Origin of the sequence: Streptomyces achromogenes subsp. achromogenes (genome assembly GCF_000720835.1) — a bacterium.
Classification (GTDB): Bacteria; Actinomycetota; Actinomycetes; order Streptomycetales; family Streptomycetaceae; genus Streptomyces; species Streptomyces achromogenes.
In genome coordinates this window covers 14,070-27,081 of the sequence record NZ_JODT01000029.1, presented here as the reverse complement: position 1 = coordinate 27,081, position 13,012 = coordinate 14,070, and the positions used below count along the sequence as shown (strand labels likewise).

The following is a 13,012-nucleotide window of genomic DNA, read 5'->3' as shown; positions in this document are numbered from 1 at the left end:
TCGGTCCGTCATACCGCACGGTAGCCCTATCGTCACGGTGCGAGTGGTGATTCAGTCGCTGACGATAGCGGCCAGGTCGGTCAGTCGGTCGATCCGCCAGTCGGCCGTCGCAATGACGTTCGGGTCACTGGCCCAGAGATGCCCCCATGGTCCCCGGCGCAGGTGCGCGGTTCGTAGTCCAGCCGCCGCCGCGGGGAACACATCGTTGGCCGGGTGGTCGCCGACGTACAGCGTCTCCTCGGCAGGTACCTGCCCGGCCTCGACGGCCCGCTGGAAGAACTCCGGTTGCGGCTTGGCTACGCCCCACTCACCGGACGTCGCGATCACGTCCGCCGGCAGGTCAAGGGCTCGTAGCAGGTCACCAGCGCGAGCGGTCTGGTTCCCGGCGATGACGACCCGGACGCCGAGCCGGCGAAGCTCGGCCAGTGCGGGCCGGACGTCGTCGTACAGGTCGCTGTCGTCCAGGTGCTCGCCACGGCCGGCGGCCTCCCGTGCCCGGTACTCGGCTGCGACGTTGATGTCGGGTCGGACGAGGCGGAGGGCGTCGGCGTTATCGCGGTCTTGCGCAACAACCGCTCCGACGAGCGCGGAGAGCGTGTGGCGGGGGATGTCCAGCCAGTCAGCCCACGATGCCCAGTACCGATCGTCTCGGACGAGGGTCTCGCCGACGTCGAAGATCACAGCGCGAATCATGGGGCTGAGCGTATCCGGGCATGACGAAAGCGGCCCCGCCCTCCCGGAGGAGGAGAGCGGGGCCGCGGTCACGTGCCGATGTCGTGGAGGTACGGGCGGACCTCCTCAGGTATGGGCTGCGGGGGCGGAGGCGGCTCCAGCTGGCCTGCCGCATGTACGCGACCAGCGAGCGGGCCCAGGCGGCGATGTACCGCAGCGCGTAGTCCTGAGCGCTGATCCTCGCGCGGTCCTCCTCGGCCTGCTGCCGGTCCTGACCCCGACCACGTCGGTAGGTGGTCTTTTGCATCTGCTTCCGACCTCAACGGGGCCGGTCGCCTGGGCGACTACCGGCGGCTGATGTTCGTGCCACAGCAGTGCGAGATGCTGGGGCCGGCCATGGTCAGTGAGGGGGGACCTGCGGTCCAGTTTCGCCTCATCACGTCTCGAAACCGCAGGTCAGTGGCACGGAGCGGTCGTGCCCGTCCGGATCTGTGCCGATGGCCACAGCAAACGGGACGCGCGTAGGGTCATACTGAGTCATGACAAAGCCTGCTGCGCCGAAGCGTCATCTGCCTACCAGCCCCTTCAAGGCTCCGGTCACACCGGCTCCCAAGCACTTCGCCGTGGGCGATCAGGTCACCCACGACATGTACGGCCTCGGGCGAGTCATCGGCATCGAGGACGGAATCGCGGCGCTCGTGGATTTCGGCTCGGCGCAAATGCGGATCCTGAGCCCGTACGGCAAGATGACCAGGCTGTAGGACCGCTGTGCCCGGTCACGGCACACCAGGCCCCTTCAGGGACCTGTAACGAAAGAGAGTCCTCTCATCGATCTGACGTCGCTGTTTTCCGCCCCGGAAGGGCAGCCCCGCTGCTCCGCCGCGGCATCGCCGCCTCCGGCGACGACCAACCTCTTCCAGGCCCCCGACTTCGGGGAAGACGAGACCTTGCCACTCGACGCACAGGAGCCCGCCCCGGGCCTACGCGCGGCGCGGCCCAAGGCAGCCTAGGTCCACGCATGACGACGGCTCCGGCAACTGGCCGCGGGCCGTCTCCCAGGCTGCGGTGAAGAGTGCCGCAGTCTCAGTTTCCGTCTCGTTCAGCCCCGTTCACCGGCGTTCGGACGGCTCCGCCGAGCAACTTCCCCGACCCGCCGTGCACCGCTGCGCGGAGCGGTGCGCCTTCCGCAGAGGACATGCGCCCGGCAATCCCGCACTGGTCCGCACGACGGTCGAGACCGGGGGGCGTGGCTCGTACGCAGCCCAGGGTTTCTCCCCGTCAGTCCGTGGGCCTCCAAGCCTCCGGGTCGGATGTCAGCACCGCCGCGATGACCGGACCGGATGAGACCGTCACGTCGGAGACGAAACGGAGGCGGCCGATGCCGAGTCGGCGGAGTGCGGGGCCGTGGTCCACTGCGACGACGATGGATACGGCGAGCAGGAGGAGCCGCCACAGGGACATCAGCGGACGGCGTATCGCGCGAGGCAGTTCTGCCAGGGAGGCGTGCAGGCGTTCGCAGTGGAACGGGACGTGGCGCTGCTCGTCGGCGAGGATCCGCCCCGCCACCTCCGTGGTGAGCGAGTCGTCCGTGCCGTCGCGCAAGGCCCGGTAGTAGCGGAGTGCCACCACTTCCGCGATCATCAGCACCAGCAGTTCCATCCGCAGGCCCATGAGGCGTCGCAACCGTACGAAGACCGTGTCGCTCCAGTGTCCGGTCAGGGTCGGTAGGCCACCCGCGGCCAAGAGCCGGGCGAGCAGGCGGGCGTGGTTCTGTTCCTCGGCGACGAACAGCCGGACCGCCTGCGCGTAGTCGCCGTCGCCCGCCTCGTCCGCCTTGCCGACGAGGTTGGCACCGTCACCGTTCTCGCCGACCTGGAAGCGCTGAATGCCGGCCCACACCGCCGGATGCAGCCTCGGGCTGTGTCCCCAGTCCGGGTCGCCCTGGGCTCGCCTGCGCTCGCGCTCGTCCTCGAACCGCCTTGTCCACTTGGCGAAGCCGTCCGTCCGCACTCGGTTGCCCCTCTCCGGGACACGTCCACCGCGCCCCGGAGAGGGACGACGCCGGCCGGCCCCGCGCCGTTCCACCCTCACCGCGGGCCCAGGATGACGTCAGCAGCGCCGAGCCCCTGGGATGCGTTCCGGTTCAGCTCGAGGGCAGCGCGCGTTCCTCCCGGTGGATCCCCGGGCGGCGGGATGCCATGGCCAGCGTCAGCGTGACGCAGACCGAGCCCGTCGCCATCGTCGTCATCGCCGTCGCGGGTGACGTGAGCTGGGCCAGGGTGCCCGCCGCTGTCGCGCTGAGGCCCTGGAGGGTCAGCATGCCCGCCGAGTGCAGGCCGAGGGCCTGGCCGGTCATGGTGTCGGGGGTGAGGCGCATCAGCCGCTCCTGCTGGACCAGGCTCGCGCCGAAGCCTGCCGAGGCCACGGTGACGCAGGCCGCCGCCACCGGGAGCGGCGGGTGGGCGCAGAAGACCAGGAACGGCGTCGCCAGCAGGAGCAGCAGCGGGGTGGCCAGGCGGGCGCGGACGGGGGCGGGGAGCAGCCGGCCGACCGTCACGTCCCCGGCGAACATGCCGAGCGCCCCGCACGCGAACAGGGTGCCGGCCGCGTGCGGGGCGTACGACACGTACAGCGACTCGCAGCCGACGACCATGCCGTTGGGCAGCCACAGGCCCAGGTACGTCAGACGGCGCGGCCGGGACGACCACAGCGCGGCGTTGACGCGCCAGGTCTCCGACGCCGAGGCGCGGCCGGCCGCGCGGGGCGGGCGGGGGGTCAGGCCGAGCCGCAGGACGAGCGCGGCCGTCAGGTACAGGGCCGCCGCCAGCAGCAGGCAGGTGCGCGGGGACAGGGCGGCGAGCAGGGCGCCGCCGGTGGCGAAACCGGCCACCTGCGACAGTCCGCTCACCATGTTGAACAGCGAACGCCCGGGCAGATAGCCGTCCTTGGTGAGGATCTCGTTCAGCAGGCCCCAGCGGACCCCGCCGCCGAGCGAGGCGACCAGGCCCAGCGGCAGCAGGACGGCGAGGAGCGCGCCGGCCGGGAGACCGGGCAGTGCCTGGGCCGCCGTACCGGCCGCGAAGGCCAGCGCGATCGCGCACAGCGCCGTACGCGGGGGCAGCCGGTCGGCACCCGAGAGCAGGACGGTGGCGCCCAGCACCTGGGCGAGCGACTGGCCGAACATGCTCACCGCCGACAGCAGCGGGGAGCCCGTCGCCCGGAACACCAGCGTGCCCAGCGCGAGGCCGCCGATGGTCTGGGCGGCGGTCTGCGCGGCCGTGGCGAGGAAGAGCGGGGTGAACTCCGGGGTGCGGAAAAGGGATCGGTAGCCGGTCATGGTCCGGAGTCTCGGCCGGGCCGCCGGACGCCCGTTATTGTTTCGCCCGCACGCGAAAGGTCCCGCACGCGACGTCCCGCGCGGAACGTCCCAGGGGGAGGTGCCGCTCGGATGGGGTGGTGGCAGCTCGACGCCGACACGCTCGCCCGGAGCCGGTTCGTCGTCTCTCCGCTCGCCGAGGTCTTCGGGTGCCTGAAGCTGCTGCACGCCGGGCAGGGAGCGCATCCCGGGGAGCATGCCTGGCTGGGCGCCCATCTGCCCGCCTACCGTGCCCGGCTCGCGGCCGACCCCGTGACCGCGCGGCTGGTGCGGGCGGGGCTGGGGCGGGAGTGGATCGCCGACTTCCTGACGCCCACCCCGCGCCCCGGGGAGGACTTCGCCGCGGAGGTCGGTCGGGTGCGCGCGGTCGATCCCGGTGCCGCCCGCGCCCATCTGCGGCTCTCGCTCGCCGGGCCGCTGCCCGCCGTGCTCGACCGGGACGACCTGGCGGAGCGGGCGGCCACGCTGCTGGAGTGGGTGTGGGAGGAGACCGTACGGCCCTCCTGGGAGCGGCGCCGGCGGGTGCTGGAGGCGGATGTGCTGGCGCGGACGGCGCAGGTGAGCCGGGGCGGCTGGGCGAGCGCGCTGGGCGGCCTGCGGCCGGGCGGGACGCGCTGGCTCGGGGACAACCGGTTCCAGGTCAACCAGCACGAGTATCCGCCGCGCGACATCTCCGGCGCCGAACTGCTCTTCGTGCCGGTGACCCCGCAGCGGCAGGGCTGGGTGTCCTGGGCGGAACGGGAGCGGTACGCCGTGGTCTACCCCTGCGCCGGCGTGCTGGCCGGGGACGGCGGGCGTACGGTCCCGGCGGGACTGGGCGCGCTGCTGGGGGCGGCCCGGGCCGGGGTGCTCGTGCTGCTCGGCTCGCCCATGAGCACGACCCAGCTGACCGCCGTGACCGGGCAGGGCCTCGGCTCCGTCGGACGGCATCTGAAGGTGCTGCGCGAGGCGGGGCTGGTGGAGCGGCGGCGGGCCGGACGGGCGGTGCTGTACGTGCGGACGACGGCGGGGGACGTACTGGTCGAGGCGAGCGGGCACGAGGCGGGCGGGCACCAGGCAGGCGGGTCCCGGGTGAGCGGGCACGAGGCGGGCGGGGCGGACGCGTGAGGCCGGGAGCAGCGGGTGCGGAAGGGCCCAGGGACTAGCATCCGGTGGCATGACGACTACTGAGCACAGCGGCTCCCCGCTGGACGTCGAGATCGGTGCCCTCCAGGGCGGTTCCGCGGAGCTGTCGCGGCTCGCGGGCAACGCCGTCCTCGTCGTGAACGTGGCCTCCAAGTGCGGCCTTACCCCGCAGTACTCGGCGCTGGAGGAGCTGCAGAAGCGGTACGCGGCACGGGGCTTCACCGTGCTCGGCGTGCCCTGCAACCAGTTCCTCGGGCAGGAGCCGGGCAGCGCCGAGGAGATCGCGGAGTTCTGCTCGGCGACCTACGGCGTGACCTTCCCGCTGACCGAGAAGGTGGAGGTGAACGGCCCGGGCCGGCACCCGCTGTACGAGCGGCTCGTCGGATTCGCCGACGCCGACGGGCACAGCGGGGACATCCGCTGGAACTTCGAGAAGTTCCTGATCGGCCGGGACGGCCGGGTCGTCGCCCGGTTCTCGCCGCAGACCGAGCCGGACTCGGCCGAGGTCGTCGCCGCGATCGAGTCCCAGCTGGGCCGGTAACGAACAGCGGCCGGGCCGGGCGGGAACCGGACCGGCCACGGCCGCCCGTGTCGGGTACCGGGCGGCCGGGAAAAGGGAGAGCCCTCTCGGCAAGGACGGCGACTGGTCGAGAGGGCCCTTCAGGCGGTGCGTGTGCGGTTGTCGTGCCGGACAGGGCCGGGAAGGGCCCTTACGCCTCGGCGGAGGCCACTACGCCTTGACGGAGGCGACGAAGGCGTTCCAGGCGTCGGCCGGGAAGGCCAGCACCGGGCCCTCGATGTCCTTGGAGTCACGGACGGCGAGCTCGGCGGCGGTCGGCGCCTTGACCTCGACGCAGGCGCCGTTGCCCCCGGAGTACGACGACTTCATCCACGTCTCCGAAGCGCCCTGAATCAGTGCCATGTCCACTCCTGTTGCGGTTGCGGTGGTCCGGTTCGCGCCAACCGTGTCGTCCGATTGGCATGATCGACGCTAGCGGGCAACTTCCCCTGACGGAGGAGCCGTTCACTCGACCGGATGGCATATTCCGGGCGAGCCTTCCACCGAAGCGGACCGGCGGTGTACGATCCCGCGCCCGTGCCCCTCCCGCCTCAGTCGGCGAACCTTTTCGCCGCTTCCGCGATGAACTGCCGGGACACCTCCACATTGTGCGACTGCGCCCGCAAGTGCTCGTACATCACGGCGTACTTCTGCACGTCCTGCGCCTTCTCCAGGTACAGGTCGCTGGTGACGCCCTCCAGGTACACCACGCTGGAGTCGGCCGCGTCGGCGAACTCCAGGATCGCGTACTGGCCGTTGATGCCCGGGTGCGCGCCCACCTCGAACGGCAGCACCTGCACGGTGACGTGCGGCAGCTCGGACAGCTCGATGAGGTGCTCCAACTGCTCGCGCATCACCAGCCTGCTGCCCACCACCCGGTGCAGCGCGGCCTCGTCCAGCACCACCCACAGCCGCAGCGGGTTGCGCTCGGTGGTGATGCGCTCCTGCCGCCGCATCCGCACCTCGACGCGCTTTTCGATCTCCTCCGCCGAGGTCTCCGGCAGCGCGCCGCGCACCAGCGCCTCGGCGTAGGGGCGGGTCTGGAGCAGACCGGTGACGATCTGCGGTTCGTACACCCGCAGCGACTCCGCGTCGGTCTCCAGGCCGATGTACACGCTGTACGGGATGTCCCCGAAGGTGTGCCACCAGCCCTGCTGCCGCGAGTCCCGGGCCATCTCCATCAGCGAGTCGACGATCCGCTTGTCCTCGACCTCGTAGACCCCGCACAGGTCGCGCACATCGCGCTGGCTGATGCTCCTGCGGCCGTTCTCCAGTCTGCTGATCTTCGACTGCGACACCAGCAGTCGTTCCGCCACCTCTTCGGCCGTCATGCCCTTGAGCTCGCGGAGCCTGCGCAGCTCCTGGCCCAGCCGGCGTCGCCTTACGGTGGGATTGACATTGGACGCCACGGGACGTGCACCTCCGGCTGCCTGCCTGTGACTCAACACTTTCCGTATCTGCTGTTGAGCAGACTGCCACCAAGGTGCTTTCCGGCGCTGGGAAACGGCGGATATGCACCGCCCGTCGACGACGTCCCGCGAAGCCCTTCGAACGGGTGGACGCAGTCGAGCGGGACGGCGGGACCACGACAGTGGTCCCACCGCCCCGCTCCGACCAGCGGCTCCCGAACCGGGTCTGTGCGTACCGGGTGCGTGCGTACCGGGTGCGTGCGCACCGGGCCTGCGGCCCGGCCCGCGGTCGTGCGTGTGTGCGTGCGCGCGGTCGTGCGGGTGTGCGTGCGGCTCAGTGGGCCACGGCACGCGCCATGGACCCGCGGTGCGGCTGCATCGGAACCCCGCGTGCGGGTTCCGCCGCCCTGGCTCCGGACGCGGCCTGCCGGCCGGCCGGGGCCGAGCCCCGGCGCGGCTGGGCCGCCGCGCCGTTCTGTACGTCCATGACGGCGTGCGCGACGAGCCCGCCCATGGGGTCGTGCCGGATCAAATCCCGCAGCCGGGAGCGGGACGAGCGTCCCTCGTTCCCCGGATACAGGTGCTTGCCGAGCCCGACGGCGTGCGCCAGGGCGGCGAGCGCCGCGGTCCGCGGGTCCGGCGGTACGCCGGTGCGGATCGCGGAATCCAGCCGGGCTCGGATCTCCCGGCTGATGGCGGTGTCGGTCGCCTGGTAACGCGTGGTCGGCAGCACCCCGCACATCTGGCCGGGTACGGCGGCGACCATGCCGCACCGCTCCAGATGCGACAGATAGGTCTGCCTGAGCCCCAGCCGGGGCCCGCCGATCCAGTGGACGGCACGTACCGGAGCGCCGCGCCTGCGCAGCAACTCCAACGCGCTGTCCAGAGTCGGATCTCCTGTCGGCCGTGGCACCACCACGGCGATACGATCCCCGTCTGGGGCTATCCGTCCGGCCAGCGCCAGCTCCACTAGCTGTGCACCGGCCAGACCGAGGTCGAGCGACTGCGGCTGCGCAGTGGTACCCGTGGCCGGGTCCAGTGCCAGCAGCAGAAGCTCCTCCGGAAGTGTTCTGCGGCTCCTGCCCATCCATGCCTCCCCGCGTGGATGAATGACAGGGTGACCCCTCTCACATTGGTCTGTCGAGGGTGCGTGACCGGTTCGTAAGGGAACCGGCAGGTATGTCGTTCTCGTCTACCGCAGGGGCCAAGCCCTCACACAGGACACTGGTACATGGTTCGGACAGGGCGCGCGCGCAAGCGCGCGGCGCATGGAGGAGGCATCGGTGGCGGGCGAGTCCCCCGACAGGTCGAAGCAGCGCGAGTCGTCGGCGGAACCGACATCCCAGAGCGCGGGTTCGGTTCCCGAGACGCGCGATCCGCGGCTGACGGTGGCCCGCGAAAAGGATTCCTCGGCCCGCGGTACGGACACGGCGACGAAGGTCCTGACGGTACGACCGGACACCCCGGCCGAGCCCGACACCCCGGCCGAGCCCGAAGAGCCCTCCGGCGCCCAGGACTCCGTCCCGGCCGACGGGGACACGGACCTGCGCGCGGCCGTCTCGGCGTGGATCCGCGAGCCGGGGACCGACGCGACTGCAAAGGGAGCCGGTGCGGCGGGAGATGCGGACGAGGGGGCGTCCAAGGAGGTCGCGGCGAGCGGGAGTTCGTCCGACGGGGAGGCCGAGGACGAGGGTGAGAGTGACGAGTCCTCCGACTCGCGTGCCGACGCCCGTTCTGAGGGTTCGTCCGACACCGGGGACGGGGACGGTGACGGTGACCGGTCGGATGCCGACACGGACAGCAAGGCCGACGCCGACGACCCCGTCGACGCCAAGGCCGACACCGACGGCAAGGACGAAGTCACCGACAAGGACGACGCCGAGAGCGGTGCCGACGCCGGCGTGAAGGCCACGACGGACGCCAAGGAAGAGGCCGACGCCGAGCCCGGCACCGACGCCGAGCCCAAGGCGGGCGCCGACTCCGACGCGACCCCTGACGCCAAGGCCGGCATAGACGCGGACGCGGACGCGGACGCAAAGATCGACACCGGCGCCAAAGCCGACGCGGACACCGACACCGACGCGAAGAAAGACGCCGCCCCCGGCGCCAAGTCCGGCGCCAAGCCCGGCCCCTCCGCCGCAGGCGTCGATCAGCCGACCACCGTCTTCAAGGCCGTACAGCCCAAGAAGCCGGCCGTCGACCAGCCCACCACCATGCTCAAGGTCGGCGACACCGGCAAGCCGAAGCCCGCCGACACCAAGCCCGCCGACACCAAGCCCGCCGCCGAGTCCGAGTCCGAGCGCACCAGCAAGTTCGTCGCGCTGAAGGACGACATGCGCCGGGCCGGCCAGGCCCCCGCGCCGAAGGACGGCACGCCCCCGGACGACAAGGCGCCCGTGGCCGAGGCCACCACCGCCGTCCCCCGGATCGGCCCCGAGCGCACCACCCAGCAGCCGCTGCCGCCCAAGCCGCCGCTGGACCTGCTGGCGGAGCTGACCAACACGCCGCCGCCCCCGGAGACCCCGGTCCGCACGCTCGTGCGCCGGATCAAGATCTGGACCCCGCTGGTCCTGCTCCTGGCGATCATCTTCGCGGTCGTGCAGGCGTTCCGTCCGCTGCCGGCGCCGGCCCTCGCGCTCACCGCCGAGGACACCTACACGTTCGACGGCGGCGCGCCCCGGCTGCCGTGGCCGGGCGAGGGCCAGGGCTGGGTGGACGTGGACGGCATCGGCACGATGGGGAACTTCGGCGAGCAGAAGCCCGCGGCCATCGGCTCGGTCGCCAAGACCATGACCGCGTACATCATCCTGCGCGACCACCCGCTGAAGCCGGGCCAGGAGGGCCCGAAGATCAAGATCGACGAGAAGGCGGAGAAGGAGGCCGGCTACAACACCGCGGGCGAGTCGACGCTCACCACGGTCAAGGCCGGCCAGTACCTCACCGAGAAGCAGGCCCTGTCCGCCGTCATGATCCCCTCCGCCAACAACATCGCGCGGCTCCTCGCGCGCTGGGACGCGGGCTCGGAGGCGGCGTTCGTGAAGAAGATGAACGCCACCGCCAAGGAGCTGGGGATGACCGGCACCACGTACACCGACCCCTCGGGCCTGAAGGAGACCACCGTCTCCACGGCCCACGACCAGGTGAAGCTCGGCCGCGCGGTCGTGAAGGTCCCGGCGCTGGTCGCCATCACCAGCGTGGCCAGCTGGACGGACCCCTCCGGGCACTTCTGGCCGAACACGAACGAGCTGCCGTACCGGATCGGCGCGATCGGCATCAAGACCGGCAGCACCACCGCGGCCGGCGGCAACCTGCTGTTCGCCGACCGCAAGAAGGTCGGCGGGCAGACGGTGACGATCGTCGGCGCGATCCTCGGACAGCACAAGCCGGACATCCTGGACACCGCGAACAAGGTCAGCAAGACCGCGCTGCTCGCCGCCCGGGAGGACCTGACCTCCACGAAGGTCCTGAAGAAGGGCGATGTGGTCGGCTATGTGGACGACCGGCTCGGCGGTCACACCCCCATCGTGGTCACCGAGGACGTCACGGCGGTCGGCTGGGCGGGCCTGAAGGTCAGGCTGACCTTCGCCTCCGGGTCGGTGCCGCACACCGCGAAGGCCGGCACCCGGGTCGGCACGCTCACCGTGGGTGACGGCACGGCCGCCGCGGTCAAGGTTCCGGTGGCCCTGAAGAAGGATCTGGCCGAGCCCGGCTTCGGCGCCAAGCTGACCCGTCTGGGCTGATCACCGGACCGCCCCCGCCCCCGCACCCCGTCACCGGCCCCCAACCCGGGAGCCTCGGCGACGGGGTGCGTGCTAGCGTCACGAATCGGGGCAGGTCGCCGGTCACGCAAGACAGGGCCGCGAACTGGAAGAACCGGAAGAAATCGGAAAGCGGCCGGGTACACCGTGGAAGCGGCCGAGAACAGAAGACGGGACACGGGGAGTGCCTTCAGTGGCCACAGCGGAGCCGACACGCGCCGACGACGCCGAACCGGGCCCGGGAGCCGGTGCGCGAATACGCCTGTCCGGGAACGGCGCGGACGGCGGCACCCCCGAGGTGCCCTCCGGCCGGGCCGCGGAAGCGGACACCGCGCTCGGGGCGCTGCGCCGGCGTCTGCTGCGGCATCCCGTGCTGTCGGTCACGGCCCTCGCGGGTGTGCTGCACATCATCTGGTTCTTCACCTTCGCGAACAGCGGCGGTGATCTCGCCGCCCAGGACGCGTGGGCGGAGTTCGTCGGCCGGCACCCGGACTCGGCGTACAACCTCGCCTGGTACGGCGGCATGCACCCGGTGTCGTACAGCGTGGTGTCGCCGTATCTGATGTCGGTGCTCGGGGTCCGTACGACGATGATGATCGCCGGCACCGTGTCGGCGGGGCTGCTGACGCTGGTGCTGATCCGCTCCCGGGTGGTGCGGAACCCGCTGTGGGCTTCGCTCGCCGGGGTCTTCGCGCTCCTGTGCAACGCGATCTCCGGGCGGGTGACCTTCGGGCTCGGCATGATGTTCGCGCTCGGCGCGGTCGCGGCGGTGTTCTGCTGGCCGTACCGGTGGCGGACCAAGCGCTGGGCGAAGGCCCTGGTCACCGCCCCGCTGGCGGCGCTCGCCACGATGGGCTCGCCGGTGGCGGGGCTGTTCGTGGGGCTGGTCGCGGTCTCCCTGTTCCTCCAGAAGCGGCGGCCCGGCGCCTGGGCGCTGGGACTCGCGCCGTCGGCGGTGGTCGCGGTGTCGGCCTGGCTGTTCCCGTTCTCCGGGACCCAGCCGATGGGGTTCGGCTCGGTGGTCATGCCGCTGCTGTACGGCCTGCTGTGCCTGTTCCTGGTGCCCAAGCGGTGGGTGACCGTCCGGCTGACGGCGGCCGTCTACAGCGTCGCCGTGGTGCTGGTGTGGCTGATCAGCTCGCAGATCGGATCGAACATCTCGCGGCTGCCGATGCTGTTCGCGGGCGCGACCCTGATCGCGGCGCTGCCGTACACCGTGCCGAAGTCGCGCAAGTGGTACCTGACCGTGCTGGCCTTCCTCGGCTTCGTCGGCTGGCTCGGCTACAAGTCGGTGGACGACATCATCCACACCACCCCGGCCGCCTCCTGGGCGCGGGAGCTGGCCCCGCTGGTGAACGAGCTGCAGAAGGGCGGCGCCGAGAAGGGCCGCGTCGAGGTGGTCCCGGCCCGCTCGCACCGCGAGGCCTCCGCGCTCGCGCCGTACGTCAACCTGGCCCGCGGCTGGAACCGGCAGGCCGACATGGAGCGCAACCCGCTCTTCTACGACGACACGCTGAACTCGGCCAGCTACCACGAGTGGCTGAAGCGCTGGGCCGTGCACTACGTGGTGCTGCCCAAGGACGATCTGGACGGGTCCGGCGGCCAGCGGGAGCGGGAGCTGCTGCGCAGCGGGATGCCGTATCTGAAGCAGGTCTGGGGCGACGCCAACTGGCAGCTGTTCAAGGTGACCGACCCGGCGCCGCTCGCCGAGCCGAACGCGGTGGTGGACCGCGCCGACCAGGTGGAGATGACGCTGCGGGTGCGCAAGCCCGGCCGGGTGCTGGTGCGGATCCCGTACTCGCCGTGGCTGAGCGTCGTGGACGAGCACGGCAAGAGCCTGAAGCCGCCGCAGGAGTCCTCCGGCACGCCCAAGACCTACCGGAACGTCAACGGATGTCTCACGCAGACACCGGAGGACGCGAACGGGGACCGGTGGACGGTGCTGGTGGCGCCGAAGGCCGGGACGTACCGGCTGGCCGCGCCGTACCAGCTGCCGCGCGGTACGCCGTGCCCGGACGGGCTGAAGTGACGGCGACGGTCGGTCGCGCGGCTCGGTGACGCGGGTGTCCGTGGCCGCGGACACCTGCTCGTCCAGCCCGGTGAAGTGCTCCGC

At 71.7% G+C, this 13,012-nt stretch carries 11 protein-coding genes; 5 read left to right on the top strand and 6 right to left on the bottom strand.

What is annotated here, in order from left to right; all coding sequences use genetic code 11:
* Positions 1 to 51: 51 nt before the first annotated feature.
* Entirely contained in the window at positions 52 to 693 is a 642-nt protein-coding gene (locus IH25_RS0126910) for an HAD family hydrolase (RefSeq protein ID WP_030615849.1), read from the bottom strand.
* Between the two features lie 518 nt (positions 694 to 1,211).
* Between IH25_RS0126910 and IH25_RS0126900 the strand changes: the two genes are divergently transcribed.
* Complete coding sequence (locus IH25_RS0126900) at positions 1,212 to 1,433, top strand: hypothetical protein (RefSeq protein WP_030615846.1); 222 nt, start codon at positions 1,212 to 1,214, stop codon at positions 1,431 to 1,433.
* A gap of 517 nt (positions 1,434 to 1,950) precedes the next feature.
* Here IH25_RS0126900 and IH25_RS0126895 read toward each other — a convergent pair.
* Both IH25_RS0126895 and IH25_RS0126890 read right to left on the bottom strand, forming a co-directional pair.
* A complete protein-coding gene (locus tag IH25_RS0126895) occupies positions 1,951 to 2,682 on the bottom strand; it encodes a ferritin-like domain-containing protein (protein ID WP_030615843.1) in 732 nt (243 codons plus the stop codon).
* 133 nt (positions 2,683 to 2,815) lie between these two features.
* A complete protein-coding gene (locus tag IH25_RS0126890; protein ID WP_051754131.1) occupies positions 2,816 to 4,009 on the bottom strand; it encodes an MFS transporter in 1,194 nt (397 codons plus the stop codon).
* Between the two features lie 111 nt (positions 4,010 to 4,120).
* Here IH25_RS0126890 and IH25_RS0126885 point away from each other — a divergent pair, with 111 nt between their 5' ends.
* Both IH25_RS0126885 and IH25_RS0126880 read left to right on the top strand, forming a co-directional pair.
* Positions 4,121 to 5,155 (top strand): ArsR family transcriptional regulator, encoded by a 1,035-nt coding sequence (locus tag IH25_RS0126885; RefSeq protein ID WP_030615837.1) that lies wholly within the window; start codon positions 4,121 to 4,123, stop codon positions 5,153 to 5,155.
* Positions 5,156 to 5,204: 49 nt separating this feature from the next.
* The gene (locus IH25_RS0126880) at positions 5,205 to 5,714 is read left to right on the top strand and encodes a glutathione peroxidase (protein WP_030615834.1); all 510 of its coding nucleotides are present in this window, start codon (positions 5,205 to 5,207) and stop codon (positions 5,712 to 5,714) included.
* A gap of 189 nt (positions 5,715 to 5,903) precedes the next feature.
* Here the strand turns inward: IH25_RS0126880 and IH25_RS0126875 are convergent, their stop codons facing one another.
* The 3 genes from IH25_RS0126875 to IH25_RS0126865 all read right to left on the bottom strand — a co-directional run bounded on the left by IH25_RS0126875 (position 5,904) and on the right by IH25_RS0126865 (position 8,228).
* Entirely contained in the window at positions 5,904 to 6,095 is a 192-nt protein-coding gene (locus IH25_RS0126875) for a DUF397 domain-containing protein (RefSeq protein ID WP_030615831.1), read from the bottom strand.
* A 188-nt stretch (positions 6,096 to 6,283) separates the two neighbouring features.
* Positions 6,284 to 7,141 carry a helix-turn-helix domain-containing protein gene (locus IH25_RS0126870; RefSeq protein WP_030615828.1) on the bottom strand — a complete coding sequence of 286 codons (858 nt, stop codon included), beginning with the start codon at positions 7,139 to 7,141 and terminating at the stop codon, positions 6,284 to 6,286.
* 334 nt (positions 7,142 to 7,475) lie between these two features.
* Positions 7,476 to 8,228 (bottom strand): GOLPH3/VPS74 family protein, encoded by a 753-nt coding sequence (locus IH25_RS0126865; protein WP_030615825.1) that lies wholly within the window; start codon positions 8,226 to 8,228, stop codon positions 7,476 to 7,478.
* A gap of 181 nt (positions 8,229 to 8,409) precedes the next feature.
* On the opposite strand from IH25_RS0126865, the gene IH25_RS0126860 reads away from it, so the two are divergent.
* A complete protein-coding gene (locus IH25_RS0126860) occupies positions 8,410 to 10,881 on the top strand; it encodes a D-alanyl-D-alanine carboxypeptidase family protein (protein WP_051754130.1) in 2,472 nt (823 codons plus the stop codon).
* Positions 10,882 to 11,092: 211 nt separating this feature from the next.
* Positions 11,093 to 12,928: a hypothetical protein gene (locus tag IH25_RS0126855; RefSeq protein WP_030615819.1), complete on the top strand. Its 1,836-nt coding sequence runs from the start codon at positions 11,093 to 11,095 to the stop codon at positions 12,926 to 12,928.
* Positions 12,929 to 13,012: the final 84 nt, after the last annotated feature.